We start from the raw sequence: 19,686 nt of genomic DNA on the forward strand, positions 1-19,686 counted from the left end.
TTTATTAAAAGGCACTTTACAAGAAACTGTTTTTAAGGTATTATAAAAATATGGAAATTTTTGAGATAGTTAAGTTTGACCAAAATGGATTTGTTCCTGTTATTACACAAGACTTTTACAATAAAGAAGTACTGATGTTTGCATATGCAAACAAAGAAGCTTTACAAAAAACGGTTGAAACAGGATATGCCCATTACTTTTCAAGAAGTAGAAAACAACTATGGAAAAAAGGAGAGGAAAGTGGCAATATTCAAAAGATAAAGCAGATACTATTTGACTGCGACGAAGATTGCGTGCTTTACAAAGTAGAGCAAATTGGTTGCGCATGCCATACATTTCATAGAAGTTGCTTTTTTAGAGAGTATTTTAGGGGACAAGTCATAGAAATAGAGCCTCAACTTGGCGAAAACTTTAAAGAGACTGTTTACAATGTACAAAACTCTACGCTAAACGAATTATACGAAACGATACTGCAAAGAAAAAACGATATGCCACAAAATTCATATACTGCTAAACTATTTTCATCTGGCGTAGAAAAAATCGCAAAAAAAATAAACGAAGAGACATTAGAATTTTTATTTGCATTAAAAGAAAACGATGCTTCACATATTATATACGAAGCAAGTGATTGTTTGTATCATTTATTGGTTGGACTTGCTTACAGAAAAATACCTTTGGATGCAATTCTAGAAGAATTAAAACGCAGAAAAAATTTTTCTGGCGAATTTGAAAAAAAGACGAGATGAATGTAGCAATCATACTGGATGAAACGTGGAATAGTTCTTTAACATTTTTAGGGAAAGTTTTTTTGGAAATCTTAAACAAGTCTTGCCAGGTATCGCTTTTGTGTCAACAGGATAGCTATATTGATAAAGCTGTAAAAACTAACAAATACTATATAAAAAATTTGCGCACAAAAAATCCCATAAATTTTTTTAGAAATTTGAATCAAATAAGGAATTATTTCAATGACATAAAACCACAGCTTGTTTTTACTATCAGGGGTGATGCAACATTTTACGCATGCTTATTAAAAAAACATAATAATTTTAAATTAGTTAGAATATTTGGGGAAAGCAGAAAACCTAAGCTTAACAGACACTGCGTGGATTACGTGTTTTTAAGCCCAAAAAAGTTTGAAAATTTTATAAACATACCACATAAAGTAATAAATGGCGTAGTTGATACAAAAAAATTTACTTATAAAAAAGAGGGGGCTCTAAAGATAAGAAAAGAGTTTGGTATTGATGATTCTGCATTTGTATATGGCTTTATAGGCAGAACATCGCCTGTTAAAGGTATATCTTTGCTCCTTGAGGCTTTTTCAAAGCTAACACGCCAGGCAAAACTTTTTATGCTTGTATACGAAACAGAGATAAAAATAAACGATTTACTGCAAAAAATTAAACAATTAAATTTGCAAGATTGTGTTATAATAGAAAGCAACTATAGAGATGACGTAAAAGATATTATCAGCGCTTTTGATGTAGGTGTTGTAAGCTCAATTGGTTCAGAAGCCATCGCGCGTACAAGCCTAGAATATTTATCAGCGGGCAAGCCCTGCATCGTAACTGATGTTGGTTGTTTAGCTGAAGTAGTTAGTCAAGACTGTGCAATTGTATGCAAACCAAATGTAGCAAGCCTATATCAAGCACTAAATGATATTCAAAGCAAAAACTTAACTCAGATGGGTCAATCAGCTTTGAAAAATGCGCAAATGTATTCTATGGAAAGTCTAAAGTTTTTGATAGATGAGGCTTTAAATGAAATTCAAAATTTATAAAAATAAAATCCAATTTAGGAGGCAACACAATGGATGTTTTTGAACAATCAGATAAATACATAGCCAACACTTATCGCAGGGCAAAGGTTTACTTTAGCAATGGCAAAGGCGTATACTTATATGATGAAAATGGCAATGAATATTTAGATTTTTTGGCAGGCATTGCGGTGAACATACTGGGACATTCGCACGAAATTGTAACAAAAACGATATGCGAACAATCAAAAAAACTTATTCATGTATCAAACCTTTATTACATAAAAGAACAAGCCCAATTAGCACAAATGCTAGTGGAGCACTCATGCACTGATAAAGCATTTTTTTGCAACTCAGGCGCAGAGGCAAATGAAGCAGCTATCAAACTTGCGCGTTTGTATGGAAAAAATAGAAAAACCATCCTGACATTTGAGCATTCATTTCACGGAAGAACCATTACAACACTATCAGCAACAGGTCAAAAAAAATACCAGGAGGGTTTTGAGCCTCTAACACCAGGTTTCATATACGCAAAATACAACGACATAGATGATTTCTACAATAAAATAAACAAAGATGTATGCGCTGTTATGATAGAGTTTATACAAGGTGAAGGTGGCATAAATCAGGCGCAAAATGAATTTATAAAAGAAGCAGTAAACTACTGTCAAAAAAACGATATATTGATAATTGACGATGAAATCCAAAGCGGCATGGGCAGAACTTCGAAGTTTTTTGCCTATGAGCTCTATGATTGCACACCAGATATAATAACAATGGCAAAAGGACTGGCAGCAGGCATACCCATTGGCGCTATGCTTGCAAAAGAGCATGTAGCATCTTTCTTCACACCAGGATCTCACGGATCTACATTTGGTGGCAACCCATTTACCTCTAAAGTGGCAAGTGAAGTTCTAAATTTTATTTTTAGCAACAATGTTTTATCCCATGTAAAAGATATGGGCGATTATTTCATCAGGCAGCTATTGAGTTTAAAAGACAAAAAAGCTTCTATAAAATCTGTAAAAGGCGTAGGTCTAATAGTGGGTATATCAATTGATAAGCCGTGTGAAGAAATTATTGAGAAAGCTTTAGAAAATAAAATATTAATTGGCAAAGCTGGAAGCGATACACTCAGGTTTGAACCACCTTTAATCGTAGAAAGACAACATATAAATAAATTGATCGAGTTTTTAGATTCTATATTATGAAATTTGAAGATGACATCCAAAAAGTTTCGGATATTATAGCTACTGTCTTTGGCATAGGCTACACAGCATACGCACCTGGCACAATAGGGTCTTTGTTTGGAATTTTGATATATATGTTTTTAAAAGAAGCTTCGCTTAGTATTTATTTACTGACTGTATCTTGTTTGTTTGTAGTTGGCACAATTGCCAGCGAAATTGTGGAAAGTGCTTATAATATAAAAGACCCTTCCTTTGTAATCATTGATGAAGTGGTAGGCATGCTTGTAACCTTAGCCTTTGTGAGTTATTCTTTTTGGGCTGTATGGGTGGGTTTCTTATTTTTTAGGATTATTGATATATCAAAAATTCCACCGCTCAATTTTTTGGAGCGCATAGGCGGGGGCCTTGGGATTATGCTTGATGATCTAGCAGGCGGCTTAATGGCTGGCATTTTGCTCTATATTATATTCAAATGAGCTATGCGGTTGTATTTTTGGATATACCATATTCTTGCGATTTTTATCTGGATAAAATCAGTTCTGTCGCAGAACTAAGATCACTTGTGGTATCTTGCAGGGATGATTTTAATGAGATACGCAAATCTATAGAATTTGCATTCCAAACCACAAATGGTTTATTTATAGTTTACCCAAAAAGACTGTGGCATAAACTGCAAAAAATTATGCTTGTTAGTTTTGAGCGCCCAAGCGTATTCAAAGATGAAGCCTATATTGTAGCTTCTGGTTTCAAAAAACTATCAGAAGGCATATTTGCAGATATTGTTTATAAAAAGCCCATAGTCTTTGTGCCACAAGAATTGCAAGAAAACTTTAACTTTGAAAGCTTAAAAAACCTTTTTAACACACAAAACCAAATCATTGGCATTTTTGAAGGCAACATAAACACTCAAAACACAATTTTTACTGATGAAGTGTACTCAATGCTGGAGTTAAATAAAAATGAACTTTTAGAATTAAATATTGATAAAGCAAAAATTTTTACACACAACGCTTTAAGCTGTCATATAGCCTTATATAATACCATAAAGGACAAACCGATAAAAATATCTATCATTGACCTATCAAGCGGTGGTTTTTTTGCATCAAAAATAATGTCAATAGAAAATTTTAGAAAGCATATAACGCTTTGCATTGAAAGCTTTAGCGATAAAGCTTTGGAGTATTTTTTTAGCATTGATGAAAACTATAAAAAAAGGTTTGGAAGTTTCAGCGAAACTTTTGCAAAAGAGTTGTCCAGTTTTTCGTTGACTTTAAGTGACGCTGATTTTGCAATAACCGTTACTAACAATTCTGAGTTTGATAAGTTTTTATTTTTTGCCTATTTTAAAGATAATAGCTATAAAATTATTATTAAGGAATTTAGTGGAGCGTATAATACTATTAGAGAAAAGGTAGCTAATTTTGCAATGCTATTTTTGAGAGAATTTGTATTATCAAAAAATTTATGAGAGTATTTGTTGCAATAGATCTACCTTACAATATAAAAAACACTACAAGGTTATTAATAGAACAACTTCAATCAAAAGATAAAAGTATAAAGTTTGCAAAAATCGAAAATTTGCATATTACTTTAAAATTCTTAGGAGAGCTAACAAACGACAATATTGTGCATATTGAAAATTTTTTAAATAAAATTGCATCAAAAAACAAAGCATTTGAGATCAACTTAAAAGAAAGCGGTGTATTTAAAAGTCTTAAAAATCCAAGAATACTGTGGATAGGCCAAAATCACAATGCAGATTTTGAAAATATCACATCAAACATTGATGAGCTTTTTGCAAAAGAGGATCACATCTGCCATATAACACTTGCAAGGCTAAAAAATATTCCAATCCAAAAAATAAAAGAGCTTTTGGAATTAACAAACTTTTTTATCCAAAACAATCATCTACAATTTAGAGTCGAAGAATTTTTCCTTTATGAGAGCATACTAAAATCAAGCGCCCCTATTTACAAGCAAATAAAAAAATTTAAACTGCAAATATAAAATTTTATTTTATTGACTTTTTTAGAAACATATAGTACTAATTATACGATTGATTAATGAAGCAGGAAATTTTATGAGCACTAAAGAAAAAATTCTGGAAAAGGCAAGCGAATTATTTGCTCAATATGGCTACCAGGAAACCTCTATTAGGAGAATTGCCAAAGAAGCAAAAGCAAACGGTGCAATGATTAGTTACTATTTTGGGAGTAAAAAAGCATTGTATGAAAGCGTTTTGTCTGCAAATATGGATGAGTTTTTAGAAAATGTTTGCAAAATAAAAAATGACGATGAAAGAGAGTTTTTAAAAGAATTTATTAAGATACACATAGATGCGTTAAAGAAAAGAGGCAAATATATTTCATACCTAATGCTAAAAGAAAGTGCAACAAATTTTGAACAGGTTAAATCGCTAAAAGACAAATACTTTGAACCTCTCTCAAAAATATTGATCGATGTTTTAAAAAAAGGCATAGAAAAGAAAATTTTCAAACCATTCAACGAACAAATGATGCTTCAATTACTCATTGGCATAAATGTCATGCTTGCTTTAAAAAATACCCAAAACAACACAGAAGAATTATCAAATGTTGCATACAGCATTTTTATGAATGGAGTACGTACATGAGAATTACGATACAGACAATACGTATCAATTATTATTTTTGTTTACAATCCATTTACATTTCGTTTATATGCAATTTACAATCGCACCCTAACATCAAAATGAAAAATTTAAATGGTGGTGTTTTATGAATCAAGTTTGTCTTGCTCTTGCAAATGATAAATTTAAACTTCTATTTATTAAACCAAATTTAAAACCTATAAATGGATCTACATGAAAGGCCTGCTAAAAATTGCCCTTAAGCTTCTTGCAAACGATAGAGGCAAATTCTTTACACTCATTTTAGGTGTTACATTTGCCGTGTTTTTAATGAACCAAATGACTTCTATGTTTGCTGGTATTATGAGAAAATCCACATCAAATGTTATAAACATCGGCGCAAAGATGTGGGTTATGGATCCATCTGTAGAAAACGACAGAAGCTCTATACCACTGCCAGACTATGTACTTGATTATGTAAGAAGCATCAAAGGCGTTGCTATGGCTGTACCCATTTATTTTGGCTCTGGCCTTGTAAAACTCCCAGATGGTACATACCAGGGTGCTAACATTATCGGTTTGGATGATACCACGCTGTTTGGCAGACCACCTATCATAAAAGGTGATTTAAACAAGATTTACAATTCTGATGCCTTTATAGGTGTTGTGGATGCAGACTATAGACGCATAGGCTCACCTGGCATTGGCTCGGTTTTAAGTATTAACGACCACAGGGCGGTAATTGTGGCACTTGCAAAGCCAGCAAGCGGAGGTCTTTTTGGCACACCTACGCTGTATACCACATACACAAGGGCTACGCAAGACTTGCCTCAGACCAGGTATTCTATGTCCTATATTCTGCTAAACCCAAAAAGTAATGCAAACATTCTATACATTCAAGAACAAGTTAAGAAATTAGGCTATAAAGCACTCACACAAAAGCAGTTTGAAAAAACAATAGAGAACTTCTACACGTATAAAACAGGTATGGGTACAAACATCATGATAATGACTTTGATTAGCTTCATTGTGGGCCTATCCATTGCAGGGCAAACATTCTATGCCTTTGTGCTTGAAAACCTAGAAAAATTTGGCGCTCTAAAGGCAATAGGCGCCAAAAAGTACGAGCTTATGACTATGATTTTGTTTCAAGCCTCAGTCACAAGCTTTATAGGATACGGCTTTGGCATTATGATTTCGTCTTTAATGATCGCTGTTTCTAAAGTAAGGATACCAAACTATGCAGCAGTTGTGACCTACCAAAACATGCTTATTGCCTTTTTAATGGTAGTTGTAATAGCTGGTTTTTCAAGCTACATAGGCATAAGAAAGGTTCTTAAAATAGAGCCTTTTGATGTGTTTAGGGGTTAGCATGAAGACAATATTGGAAGCTAAAAATATAGTCAAGTACTTTGGCTCTGATGAGAGCAAAACATACGCACTAAAAGGCGTAAACCTCACAGCTTATTATGGAGAGGTGCTATACATTGTGGGCCCATCAGGCTCTGGCAAAACTACGCTGTTGAGCATAATCTCTGGGATTTTGCGCCCAAACGAAGGCACAGTAACAGTAAAAGACAAAAATATATGGCAGATGAAAGATGATGATCTTGCAGACTTTCGACTAAACCACATAGGTTTTGTCTTTCAAGACTACCATTTGTTTCCAAAGCTTACCACTACAGAAAATGTAAGCATACCGCTATTCTTAAAAAGGCAAAATTGGGATAAATCCCTAAAAGAAGCAAAGTACTACCTTGAAGTTATGGGGCTTGGCTCAAAAGCAGATTTACCCGTGTATAAACTCTCAGGCGGCGAACAGCAGCGTGTGGCAATAGCAAGAGCGGTTGTATCCAAGCCTGATATATTGATTTTTGATGAGCCTACCGCATCGCTTGATGGCGAAACAGGCAGACAGATTATAGCGTTTGTCAAAGAGCATTTGCTGACACAAGAGCGCACCATAATAATCGTTACGCACGATTCTAGGATATTTGAGTTTGCAAACCGTATTCTTCATATGGAAGATGGCAAACTGAAACAGACAACAGACAATGGAAATCATCTTGATGCACAAAAGTGCGATATTAAATTGGAGGCGGAGGCACAATGAAAACTAAGATTATATTTTTGATTGCAAGCGTTGGTATACTAATTGGCCTTGTAAGCGCCTACATATACAATAAGCGCATAAGCGCTCTACCCCCTGTACATGTAGAAAAAAACCCCTATGAAGCTGGCCTATACGCCACAGGCATTATTGAAAGCTACCAGACAAATGGTGAGAATATAAATATCTTTCCTGATGTATCAGGCAGGGTTACTCAGATTTTTGTAAAAGATGGCCAAAGCGTTAAAAAAAGCGAGCCTCTTTTAAAAATAGACGACACACAGCAAAAAAACATTACACAGCAGGCCTACGCTTCAGTGCAAGCAGCTCTTGCCTACCTAAACGAGCTAAAAGCGCAGCCTCGAAAAGAAACGCTTGAGGTTGCAAAAGCCCAGCTTGAGTATGCTGCAGCCCAATTAAAATCAGCGAAAAACCAATGGGGCAAAGTAGAAAAAGCCTATAATTTAAACCCAAACTCTGTAAGCAAAAACACGTACGATACCACAAAGGATGCATATGAGACAGCCAAAGCAAACTGCCAGGTAGCACTAAAACAATATGACCTAACAAAAGCCGGCGCGTGGATATATGACATACAAAATGCGCAAAGCCAGTATGAAGCAGCTCTAAAGTCCTACCTTGCAAATAAAGCGCTGCTTGATAAGTATACAGTTAGGGCCCCAGTTAATGGTGTAGTGTTAAAAGTGGCTACAGCTGTTGGAAGCTATGTATCACCATCTGGCTCATACGGCACATACACGCAAGGCTATGGACCTGTTGTTGCGCTTGGCAACATTGAAAAAGAAATGGAAGTTAGATGCTATGTGGATGAGATCTTAGTACCAAGGCTGCCAAAACCACAAGATATGATAGCTACTGCTTTTATAAGGGGCACAGATAAGAAAATCCCGCTTGAGTTTGTAAGCCTTCAGCCATACACCACACCAAAGATAGAACTATCAAACCAAAGGACAGAACAAGTAGATGTAAGGGTACTGCCTATAGTGTTTAAGTTTAGAGTGCCAAAAGACTTAACAATTTATCCTGGCATGCTTGTGGATGTATATATAGGAGAAAAGAAATGAGACACAGAATAATTTTAGGTTTAACCTTAGCTGCATTTTTATCATCTTGCGCTTTATATAGTTCGCCAAAGAACGTTAAAGTGCAGATACCTTCTAAATTTGAGTACAAAATAAACTCAACCAACTCTACGCTAAGTCAAAACTGGTGGGAAAACTTCAACGACCCAACGCTTAATAATGTAATCAAAACAGCACTGGAAAACAACTTAAACTACAAAATTGCACTAAAAAATATTCAGATTGCGCAAACCTACGTAGGCCAAAACCAATCAGCCCTTTTGCCAACAATCAACGCCACATACTCATCAACACGCAATAAACCTTCTTTAAACCAAAACCTATCTCCGCTGACTAGCTCAAACAAGATATACAACCTTCATCAGGCAGGGCTATCTGCTTCTTACGAGCTTGATGTGTGGCACCAGATACAAAACAGCGTAAACCAAGCAAAAGCCAATGTAAAGCTCTCACAAGCTGATGCCAATGTAGTCAAGCTTACACTGCTAAGCAATGTAGCTCAAACCTACTTTCAGCTTAGCGCGCTTGATCTTTCCATAGAGAACTTCACCAAACAGCTTGAATCAGCAAGAGAAATTCTCAAACTAAACGAGGATCAATACAAAAGCGGCCTTATCAATATAGAGCCCGTAGAAAATGCAAAAACGCAGACAGAAAACATAAAAACAGTCCTAAACAACCTCATAAAGCAAAAGCAAATTACTCAAAACACACTTGCCTACTACCTGGGTAAATACCCAGAAGATTTTTCTATTAAACCGCTCATCAAAGGATTTGACTCACAAATATATGCAAAGCTAATACCTCCTCAAGTACCCTCTACAGTTTTAACCCAAAGGCCAGATGTAAAAGAAGCCATGTACAATGTGCTCTCTTATGCCTATGCCCAGAAGCAGGCGCTTGCAAACTTCTTTCCTGTGTTTAACTTAACCGCCAACTATGGTTATGCATCTACAAACCTTTCAAACTTTATAGAAAATGCAAGCAACGTCTGGAGCTTTGGGTTAAATATCCTAGCACCCATATTTAATTACAAAAAGAATACAAGCATCTATGAGCGCTCAAAGCTTCAATACGAGCAGGCGGTATTAAACTACAGAAATACCGTGATAAACTCCTTCAACGAAGTTGACAGCGCCCTTGCCTCATACAAAAAAGACAATGAAGCGCTGCTTAGTTATCAAAAAAACTATCAATCGGCCAAAAATCTCTACGATATCTATAAAGCTCAATACGAAGCAGGCACGGTAGATTACATAACATACCTAAACTACAGGATAAATTTGCTCACTGCTCAATACAACTTCATAAACCAAAACCTGCTTGTTAGAGAAGACGTCATTAGCATATACAATGCGCTTGGCATGGGACTATCTTCAGATTAGTTTTGAAACCCCCTATTAAATAAGTTTGGGTAACCTCTTTGAAAGGGTTGCCCAAACTTTAGTGCTTTTTATGATTTGACTTTTTAAAAAAAGTGGCTATAATAAAAAAATGTTGACGCGGGGTAGAGCAGTCCGGTAGCTCGTCGGGCTCATAACCCGGAGGTCGGAGGTTCAAATCCTCCCCCCGCTACCAATGTAGCTTACCAAAATTGTTTCTCATCTATTATATAAACTTATAAGTTTGTTTAAATAAAGTCATTTGACAATTAAGAGAAACTATATAAACTAGCCAGAGGTTAGTTAAATTTTTTTTTGGGGGTATTATGGAGTTATTTAGAAAAAAAACAGTTGAAATGATTGAAGATGACACAAGAGAAGGCCAGCCACATTCATTAAAAAAAGCTCTTAACTGGTTTGACCTAATGTTGCTTGGTATAGGTGGTATTATTGGCACTGGCATTTTTGTAATAACTGGCGTTGCAGCAGCAAAATACGCAGGCCCTGCACTTATTGTATCTTTTGTAATTTCAGGTATTGCAAGTGCTTTTACTGCCTTGTCATATGCAGAGTTTGCATCAAGCTTTCCAATTTCTGGATCAACATATAGCTACAGCTATTTGGCACTAGGTGAAATTGTCGCATGGGTAATCGGGTGGGATTTGATATTAGAATACGCCTTTGCGCTACCTGCTATTGCGCTAGGGTGGTCTGGCTACTTTACTGCCCTTTTGCACTCACTGGGTATAAATGTTCCAGCGCAAATTGCAAATTCTTCGTTTGCGGCAGCTGGAGGTATTATTAATATACCTGCTATGGGTATAATATTATTGCTTACATGGCTTGTATATTTGGGTATTAGAGAAAGCGCAACCTTTAATAATATAGCTGTTATTTTTAAGGTATCCGTGATTTTATTTTTTATAGCAGTGGCTGTGTGGCATATAAAGCCTGTTAATTGGCATCCATTTATGCCATATGGCTGGCATGGAGTTATGTCTGGCGCTGCTATAATATTTTTTGCATATATAGGCTTTGATGCAGTCTCTACTGCTGCAGAAGAATCAAAAAACCCAGCGCGTGATATGCCAATTGGTATTATTGGCTCACTGGCTGTAAGCTCTATTTTATATATAGCTGTGGTTGTTATCTTAACGGGAATTATACCATACAAACTGTTAAATGATCCAGCACCTGTAGCAAAAGGCTTAGAATATATTGGTATGAGCTTTGGAGCTGGACTTGTTTCAATAGGCGCACTTGTGGGCATTACTACTGTATTGCTTGTAATGCTCTATGGCCAAGTTAGGATATTTTTTGCTATGTCAAGGGACGGTCTTTTGCCCCCTTTTTTTTTCAAAGCTACATCCAAAACATAAAACACCATATTTGAGCACATGGTTTGTAGGAATAATAACTTCTTTAATAGCCGGGTTTTTGCCCATTGATGTATTGGCTGAGCTAGTCAATATAGGCACACTATTTGCGTTTTTGCTCGTATCTTTATCTGTAATAATTTTGCGTTACACAAAACCAGAGCTACAAAGAAAATTCAAATGCCCATGGGTGCCACTTATCCCCATTATGGCAATACTATTTAGTGGATACTTGATGATATCGCTACCCATTGAAACCTGGATAAGATTTATTGTATGGTTTATTATTGGTTTTATAATTTATTTTACATACTCAAGGTACAATAGCAGGCTAGTTAAACCGTCTTGACCACCTGTAGTTCGATAATGCTATTATAACAGCATTATTTTTTTATATGGGGATTACAGTGTTTTTTGTTAAATTTGCAAGCGGATTGTTTATTTTATTATGCTTTTTTTCTATTGGCACTGGCTAAACTGTCCCCTTTTTTCTTTTAACACATAGGAATAAAAATTTCTTTGAATTTGGTTCTTTTTGCTGGGGATATTATAAATTCTACTTGTTTATAAAACAACATTTTTGAAAATTTAACATTGCATTTTTGCTATAATTATGATACGCTTTTGGCATAAGTAGAGTTGTTTGTATGTTACCTATGAGGAATTAAAACTAATATGTAGCAATGTTTTTTCTAAAAGCTGCATAATGTTTGTATGTTACTTATTAGGAATTGAAGCGTAGTAGCGCCTGGTTCTGGGGACGTGGATTTCGCGCAGGGGCGTTTTACGGAACCTGGGATGGCAAGGCCATGAATCTGGTCTTTTTCCATGGGATCGGGGTTCATCGACGTGAAGGAGCAAAACAATGGAAAATAACACGCAGTACAATGACTTATCGGATGTTTTCGCGGGTGTGGAAAGTAGCTCGCAGGGACTCAGCAGCGCCGAGGCCCAAGCACGCCTGATAAAATTCGGACCGAATCAGCTGCCCCCTTCTCCGCCCAAGCCCTGGTGGCGACGGTTTCTGGACCAGTTTCGCAACCCCCTCATCGCCATCCTGGTCCTTGCCGCCTTTTTGTCCTGGCTCTTGGGGTATCCCGTTGATAGCGCGGTGATCTGGGCGGTCATCCTCATCAATACGATCCTCGGCTTCGTGCAGGAATACCGTGCGGAAAATGCCGTGGCTGCTCTCCAGTCACTCCTGGATCCTCACGTCTCGGTGCTGCGCGATGGCCGCTGGGAGACCCTGCCTGCCGCCAGGATCGTCCCCGGTGATCTATTGGCCGTGCAAGCAGGGGAACGCATCAGCGCCGACCTCGCCCTCGTCGAGGCGGCCCGCGAATTGGCAATGGATGAATCCATGCTCAGCGGCGAATCCTTACCCGTGCCCAAGGCAGCGATGCCCCGGCAACACCGTGCGGCAGCAGGCGCCGCGGAGGAAACACAACGGCAGAGCATGATCTATGCTGGCACCCTGGTTACCACGGGCAGCGGCCTGGGCATCGTGCTCCGCACCGGTGCCACCACGACGATTGGCCGCATTCAGACCCTGATGACCAGCCTGCCGCCCGTGGAGACCCCGCTGCTGCGGCGGGTCAACCGGCTCGCCGGGAGCTTGAGCGTCGCCGTCCTAGTCCTGGCGGCACTGGCCCTTGCCGTAGGGCTCAGCCATGGCCAGGGTCTGGAAAATACCTTGCTGGCTGCCGTCAGCCTGGCCGTAGCCATCATCCCAGAGGGCTTGCCCGCCGTCATCAGCATCACACTGGCCCTGGGTGTCCAGCGCATGGCCCGCCGCGGTGCCATTCTGCGCCAGTTGCCCGCCGTGGAAACGCTGGGATCGGTCACGGTGATCTGTACGGACAAGACCGGAACCCTCACCGAAAACCGCATGCAGGTGGCCACGGCCCTCCTCGCGGAAAGCACCATCCACGCGCCCTTCACCGTATCCTCGCCTCAGGATCGAGAGGCCCTGGCCAAACTGGCGACGGCAGCGGTGTTGTGCAACGATGCGCACTTGGGTGAACAAGGGGAAGGCCTAGGGGACCCCATGGAACAGGCCCTTCTCCACTTCGCCCATCATCTCGGGCTCATCTCCACAGCGATTCGCGAAACCCACCCACGGCGGGATACCCTCCCTTTCCAGCACGAGCGCAAGTTCATGGCAACCACCCATGACGAGGGACGCGTCTTTCTCAAAGGTGCCCCGGAGGTCATCCTGGACCTCTGCGCATGGGAATGGCATCCCCATGGCCTGGAGGCCATTGACCGGAAAACCTGGCGGGAGCGCATCGATGTCCTGGCGGAGGACGGCATGCGTACCCTTGCCCTAGCCTATGGCCGATCGCCGGAGGGTTCCTGGGAAAACCCCGCCCAAGGTGGATGGACACTCTTGGGGACGGTGGCATTCCTCGATCCGCCGCGGCCCGGTGTCCGGGAAGCCATACAACGCTGCCTGGCGGCAGGTATTCGCATGCAAATGATCACCGGTGATCATCCGCGCACCGCCGCAGCCATCGCCCGCCAACTGGGGTTCATGGCCCCCGGCGATCCCGTCGTCACCCATGGGCAATGGACAGCGGCGCCCCCGGCGGAGCGCCTGCACCTGGCCGCCACCACCAAGGTCTTTGCCCGGGTCAACCCCGAAGACAAACTACAACTGGTGGAAACCTTGCAGCAGCAAGGCGAAATCGTCGCCATGACCGGCGATGGGGTGAACGATGCCCCGGCTCTGCGCCGAGCGGACATCGGTGTCGCCATGGGCCGTTCCGGCAGTGATGTGGCCCGGGAAGCGGCGGCCATGGTCCTGAGCGACGACCACTTTGCCCATATCGTCGATGCCGTCGCCGAGGGACGGAGGGTCTATGCCAATATCCGTAAGACCCTGCAGTTCATGTTGGTAACCAGCTTTGCCCAGGGCCTGGTCGTGTTGCTGGCCGTCTTGGTCGACACCGAGATGCCCATCACACCCTTGCAGATTCTCTGGGTCAACACCCTCACCGCTAGCACCATGGCCCTGGTCTTCGCCTTTATGGGGAGGGACCCCGGCTTGATGCAGCAAGCCCCCCGCCCACCCCAGGAAGCGCTGATACCGCCTGCCCTCTGGCGCCGAATGGCCACCTTCACCGCCCTCACGGTGACCGTGGTATTCCTGACTTTCCACTATGGCCTTCTCGACCACACCCAGATCCAGGCGCGCACCTTGGCGGTGGATACCCTCATGACCATGGAGGCCGCCCTCCTCATCGCCCTCTACGGGCGGCCGCGCCAGGATCGGGGAGATGCGGCGGCCGGCCTGGCCCTGCTCCTGTGCCTGGTCAGCCAGTACCTCTTCGGAGCCTTGCCGGGTCTGCAACGATTATTCACCACCAGCAATCCCGACAGGGCCGACCTGTTCATCCTCCTGGGTGCGGGGATTCTGTCCTACGGAGCAGCGCGTATCCTCTGGGGCACAGACCCCATTGCGGCGTCCGCGAAGGAGGCATCCCAAAAGGCCGATGGCAAGACGCCATAGGCCCGCGCGAGAAAAACGGCTAAAGACCATCTGTACAAACTCTGGAACCGGATGTCGAGCGGAAGCTATTTCCCTAGTGCCGTGCTACGGGTGGAAATACCCAAGAAGAGCGGAGGAATGAGGCCGTTGGGGATCCCGACGGTGCATCCGGAAAAGACGAAGATTGTCTATTGCAAGGACGCGAAACAGGCAAGGCGAGTATGCGTGTACTGAATTCGACTTTCTGGGATTTACGTTCAAACCCCGGTTTGCGAAAAACCGCCAGGGACAATTCTTTATGAGCTTCTCGCCGGCCATAAGCATAAAGGCAGAAATGGCAATCAAGGATGAAATCAGGTCCTGGAAACTGCATAAACGAACAGGTAGCTAACTGGAAGAAATAGCTAAATTCTGCAATCCCCGATTACGAGGATGGTTGCACTACTACGGTAAATACCGACGGTCAGCACTTGCCGGAATATTCGGGATGTTCAATGCGATCTTGGCAAAATGGGTCAAGCTCCGTTTCAAAAAGCTGAAGCGCAATTGGAACAAAGCCTTCGCTTGGCTTATAAAGGTTGCCCGGCAGCACTCGAAGCTCTTCTTCCATTGGGAATGGGGTTATTTTGGTACTGGTCGGATATGAAGAGCCGTATGAATTGAGAGATTCACGTACGGTCCCGTGAGGGGCTGGGGATGAAATTCCCTCGGCCTACTCGACCGGATAGCGCCAATGACGCGCTACCGGTTAAGCATATGTTAGGCTGACGCGCTAGCGCATAAGAAACGTGGGAGAAAACTAATGAAAACTTATCAAGAAATAATCGACTATCTAAATTCAAAGAAGAGACAAAAACACCTTTTAATTGGAAATGGTTTTAGTATGGCTTATAATCCAAGCATTTTCTCATATAATGCGCTGAGCCGATTTGTAGAAAAATCAAAAAATGACTTGCTTAATGAGTTATTCACTGTTATAAAAAATAAAAACTTTGAACTTCTAATGCAACAATTAAATATAAGCAAATCAATTATATCTGCTTTAGGTGGTGATAAAAATCTGATCGATAAAATCGATGAAGCAAGTTTAGTATTGAAAGAATCACTAATTGAAGCTGTAAAAGAACTGCATCCTGAACATGTATTAAAGATACCAGAAGAAGATAGCAAAAAATGTGCTATTTTTTTAAAAGAATATATTGAAAAAGAAGGGAAAATATTTTCAACAAATTACGATCTTTTACTCTATTGGGTTTTAATGAGGAACAAAATTCCAAATGCAATTGATGGATTTGGCCGTGATGTGATTGATCAGGGGCATCCTGTTCCTGAAGATCAAATTGTGTCATCTGGATTGCAATGGGGCAATAATAGGATAAATCAGAATATATTTTACCTTCATGGTGCATTACTATTATTCGATACAGGCATCGAAATAATCAAAGAAAAATATGATGGCGTCAATTATCTCTTGGAGAATATTAAACATAGAATTGCCAATAAAGAGTATCCGATTTTCGTTACTGCTGGCAGCGGGAAAGACAAGCTTAATCATATAATGCATAATAAATATCTTTCATTTTGCTACGAGGCATTGACTAAAATAGAAGGGTCATTGATCACATTTGGTTTTAATTTTGGTGAATATGATGAACACATTATCGAGGCAATTAATAAAGCCGCTAAAAATGGGAGTCAAACTGGAAATAAATTATTAAGCACATATATTGGCGTCTATTCTGAAAAGGATAAAAAGCATATCGAATCCATCGAAACAAAGTTCAAATGCGAAGTACATATATTCGATGCTAAAACTGTTAATATTTGGTAACAGAGAGACCTAACAACTGCTTCAACGTGTGCCACGAAAAGGCACCTTAATTTGTAAGGATGGAGGTACTGAACTACATCATTGATGAGGGTATCCATGCAATAAGGGAGAGGCCCCTCGGGATCGGCTTGCAGGAGCAGGTCTCAAACCGCCACAAGCTGCCTGGATCAAGAGTCCCGGTGGTGAACGTTCTGGTTAAAAGGCTCCGCTGGATGGAGTCAGGTATGGTATCAGGAGACGAACGAAAGTGAACCGCCTGCGAGGTGTCGAAAGGTTGACCGGTGAGATCGAAAATGACGATCGTTGAAGCGTCATGACAAAGCATACAGGGAACCTGATTACTGTGTATGCGGTCTCCGGCATAGAGGCGGCGTGAACCAGGAGACAGGCAATGATGCAAGACGTGGGAACCTGTCGCCGCGATGGCAAGAGAAAACCTCAAGCGGAGGACCCGCGAGAGGGAAAGTATCGATGCGCGGCACAGGGGCGGATCAGCCCGTAGTAGTGAAGAAGTTCCTGTAATGGGGATGGAGCGAAGGGGCTGACGTATTCAGGCTGTCGCAAAGGCCAACCATGTATGGGATGAACCGTTGCGCCAGATATAATTGTGCATTGTCTCATTGAGAGGCAATGGCATGATGGAGTACGAAGAGCCGTATGAATCGAGAGGTTCACGTACGGTTCCGTGAGAGGCTGAAGGTGAAATTCCTTCGGCCTACTCGACCTGATAATTCCTTTTGCCATGAAAATTGCAGTCGCTACGCTCGGCACAAACCGCGCCAAGCCCTGCGGGCGCGGCTTTACAGGTTATGCATATGTTGCTTGACGCCGCTTACGCGGCGCGTAGGAGATAAAATGGCATGGAATGATTCACTAGATGAAGGTTCTCCGGTATATAATTTGGCGATTAGTAACGAAAGAGTAATTCGTTCATTGGCAGGACCAGGATCAGGAAAAAGTTTTGCAATTAAGAGGCGTATTTCTCGATTAATAGAAGAAGGTGTGAACCCTAAGAAAATATTAGCTATCACTTTCACAAGAACATCAGCTTCTGATCTTCGAAAAGAAATATCTAGCATTGAGTTGCCAGGAAGCGATGAAGTCGTTGCATGTACTGTTCATAGCCATGCTATGTCAATAATTGCAAAAGCTAATGTAAAAGATTTTACTGGTAGAAATCCTAGAATGATAATCGATCATGAAATTGAGCCTGCATTTAGAGATATAAAATACCCTCCAGATGCTGATATAAAAACAAAAAAAGAATATTTAGATTTATATCTTTCAGCTTGGGCTAATATGCAACAAGATGATCCTGGTTTGCCAAGAAATCAGATTGAACAGGAATTTCAAGATAAAATAATACAATGGTTAACATATCATCATTCTGTTTTAGTCGGTGAAGTTATACCTATTGCTATTAAGTATCTTCAGAATAATCCTGCAAGCCCGGAAATAGGCCGGTTTGATACAATTCTTGTAGATGAATATCAAGATCTAAATAAAGCAGAACAAGAGTTTATACATTTAGTTAAAGGCGATGCCAGTATATTGATTGTTGGAGATGATGATCAATCAATATATAGTTTTAAAAAAGCACATCCCGAAGGAATAAAACAAATAGATAGTATATATGGGGAATTTCAAGATATAGCTTTTGATACAATACGGAGATGCCCAAAAACAGTAACCCGAATGGCATCAGAATTGATATCTAAGAATTCCAACAGGAGCCTCGGTGCGCTTGTTCCATTTGAAGCTAATCAAGATGGAATAGTTCAAATTGTTCAGTTTAATGATAATGATAAAGAGATTGAGGGGATCTGTAGGATTGTTAAGAACGAATTAGCAAGTGGAGCAATCAATCCTGGCGATGTATTGATTTTAGCTCCAAGAAGGCATATTGGATATAGACTACGAGATAAATTAATCAGTGAAGAAATCCCAGTAAAATCTTATTTTAGGGAAAGTGTAATTAAAAACTTAAATGTAAGGATGGCGTATTCAACACTATATCTTTTAGCCAACCCTAATGATCAAATCTCACTGAGATACTTATTGGGATCAAGATCAGCAGATTATAGAAAAAGGCAATATGACATATTAAAAGAATATGCTGATGGAAATAAAACAAGCATTAAGAATGTTCTGGATAAAGTTATTGAAGGAAAGATTATACTTAAAGGGATTTCAAAAATAACAAAGAAATATAGAGAAATACTACAGTCATTACTGGAATTTAAGGAACAAATTAAAAAGGATGCTGTTAATGCTTTGGAATACTTTATTAATGGTGATCAAGATGAAATAGATTTTTATGAAATAATTGGTATTTATCAAAGAGCAATCAATAAATATCCATATCCTGAGGTGTTTACAGAAGAGCTATTTAGTGACTGGCTCAGCAAGATTGTTAAAGAGCTAAGTGAGTCAATAGCTCAAATTGATAGTCCGGAAGAAATAAACCATGTTCGAATTATGAGTTTACATGCATCTAAAGGATTAAGTGCAAAATTAGTCATTCTTGTTTCAATGATTGATGAGCTAATTCCTTTTTTTTCAGAACCTCCTAAAGATGCAAATGAAGAATTGAGAATTATTGAGGAACAACGAAGATTGTTCTATGTAGCAATTACAAGAACAAAATCTTCGACTGGTTCCTATCCAGGTCGATTAATCATTAGCTCATATATTTGGATCGATGATGGTATTGAAGCATTAAAAATGGGCCTAAAAGCACGATCAGATAAACATTTAAGAGTATCAGCAACAAGATATATTAGCGATTTTGGTAGAACTTCTCCAAAAACAATATTAGGAGAAGATTTAACCTAACA

Annotated in this window: 15 protein-coding genes, 1 tRNA gene and 1 pseudogene; all 17 read left to right on the top strand. The window is 40.2% G+C overall.

All coding sequences use genetic code 11. The annotated features are described in order from the left end of the window. Positions 1-50: 50 nt before the first annotated feature. The gene (hisIE, locus tag DESAMIL20_RS07190) at positions 51-746 is read left to right on the top strand and encodes a bifunctional phosphoribosyl-AMP cyclohydrolase/phosphoribosyl-ATP diphosphatase HisIE (protein WP_086034156.1); all 696 of its coding nucleotides are present in this window, start codon (positions 51-53) and stop codon (positions 744-746) included. Continuing rightward, entirely contained in the window at positions 743-1,783 is a 1,041-nt protein-coding gene (locus tag DESAMIL20_RS07195; RefSeq protein WP_086034158.1) for a glycosyltransferase, read from the top strand. The genes hisIE and DESAMIL20_RS07195 overlap by 4 nt, the downstream gene beginning before the upstream one ends. Before the next feature lie 29 nt (positions 1,784-1,812). After that, positions 1,813-2,970, top strand: coding sequence for an aspartate aminotransferase family protein (locus tag DESAMIL20_RS07200; RefSeq protein ID WP_086034160.1), 1,158 nt, complete (start codon positions 1,813-1,815; stop codon positions 2,968-2,970). Beyond that, complete coding sequence (locus tag DESAMIL20_RS07205; RefSeq protein ID WP_086034162.1) at positions 2,967-3,425, top strand: phosphatidylglycerophosphatase A family protein; 459 nt, start codon at positions 2,967-2,969, stop codon at positions 3,423-3,425. Before DESAMIL20_RS07200 ends, DESAMIL20_RS07205 begins: the two co-directional genes overlap by 4 nt. Continuing rightward, a complete protein-coding gene (locus tag DESAMIL20_RS07210) occupies positions 3,422-4,417 on the top strand; it encodes a CinA family protein (protein WP_086034163.1) in 996 nt (331 codons plus the stop codon). The genes DESAMIL20_RS07205 and DESAMIL20_RS07210 overlap by 4 nt, the downstream gene beginning before the upstream one ends. Further along, positions 4,414-4,956: an RNA 2',3'-cyclic phosphodiesterase gene (thpR, locus tag DESAMIL20_RS07215; protein ID WP_086034164.1), complete on the top strand. Its 543-nt coding sequence runs from the start codon at positions 4,414-4,416 to the stop codon at positions 4,954-4,956. Before DESAMIL20_RS07210 ends, thpR begins: the two co-directional genes overlap by 4 nt. A 73-nt stretch (positions 4,957-5,029) precedes the next feature. Further along, positions 5,030-5,581, top strand: coding sequence for a TetR/AcrR family transcriptional regulator (locus DESAMIL20_RS07220; protein ID WP_086034166.1), 552 nt, complete (start codon positions 5,030-5,032; stop codon positions 5,579-5,581). Between the two features lie 210 nt (positions 5,582-5,791). After that, complete coding sequence (locus DESAMIL20_RS07225; protein ID WP_086034168.1) at positions 5,792-6,928, top strand: ABC transporter permease; 1,137 nt, start codon at positions 5,792-5,794, stop codon at positions 6,926-6,928. A 1-nt stretch (position 6,929) separates the two neighbouring features. Then, complete coding sequence (locus DESAMIL20_RS07230) at positions 6,930-7,670, top strand: ABC transporter ATP-binding protein (protein WP_086034170.1); 741 nt, start codon at positions 6,930-6,932, stop codon at positions 7,668-7,670. After that, a complete protein-coding gene (locus tag DESAMIL20_RS07235) occupies positions 7,667-8,752 on the top strand; it encodes an HlyD family secretion protein (protein WP_086034171.1) in 1,086 nt (361 codons plus the stop codon). Before DESAMIL20_RS07230 ends, DESAMIL20_RS07235 begins: the two co-directional genes overlap by 4 nt. After that, positions 8,749-10,155, top strand: coding sequence for an efflux transporter outer membrane subunit (locus DESAMIL20_RS07240; RefSeq protein ID WP_086034172.1), 1,407 nt, complete (start codon positions 8,749-8,751; stop codon positions 10,153-10,155). Before DESAMIL20_RS07235 ends, DESAMIL20_RS07240 begins: the two co-directional genes overlap by 4 nt. A 116-nt stretch (positions 10,156-10,271) precedes the next feature. Continuing rightward, a tRNA-Met gene (locus DESAMIL20_RS07245) sits at positions 10,272-10,348 on the top strand. A 130-nt stretch (positions 10,349-10,478) separates the two neighbouring features. Further along, positions 10,479-11,877 (top strand): annotated as a pseudogene (locus tag DESAMIL20_RS07250) (amino acid permease). Between the two features lie 516 nt (positions 11,878-12,393). After that, positions 12,394-15,039, top strand: coding sequence for a cation-translocating P-type ATPase (locus DESAMIL20_RS07255; RefSeq protein ID WP_086034173.1), 2,646 nt, complete (start codon positions 12,394-12,396; stop codon positions 15,037-15,039). Between the two features lie 415 nt (positions 15,040-15,454). Continuing rightward, positions 15,455-15,664, top strand: coding sequence for a hypothetical protein (locus DESAMIL20_RS10860; RefSeq protein WP_409212527.1), 210 nt, complete (start codon positions 15,455-15,457; stop codon positions 15,662-15,664). A gap of 156 nt (positions 15,665-15,820) precedes the next feature. After that, complete coding sequence (locus tag DESAMIL20_RS07265; RefSeq protein WP_086034175.1) at positions 15,821-16,849, top strand: DUF4917 family protein; 1,029 nt, start codon at positions 15,821-15,823, stop codon at positions 16,847-16,849. 855 nt (positions 16,850-17,704) lie between these two features. Further along, positions 17,705-19,684 carry a UvrD-helicase domain-containing protein gene (locus DESAMIL20_RS07270; protein WP_158090554.1) on the top strand — a complete coding sequence of 660 codons (1,980 nt, stop codon included), beginning with the start codon at positions 17,705-17,707 and terminating at the stop codon, positions 19,682-19,684. Positions 19,685-19,686: the final 2 nt, after the last annotated feature.

The sequence above is a fragment of the Desulfurella amilsii genome, assembly GCF_002119425.1.
Classification (GTDB): Bacteria; Campylobacterota_A; Desulfurellia; order Desulfurellales; family Desulfurellaceae; genus Desulfurella; species Desulfurella amilsii.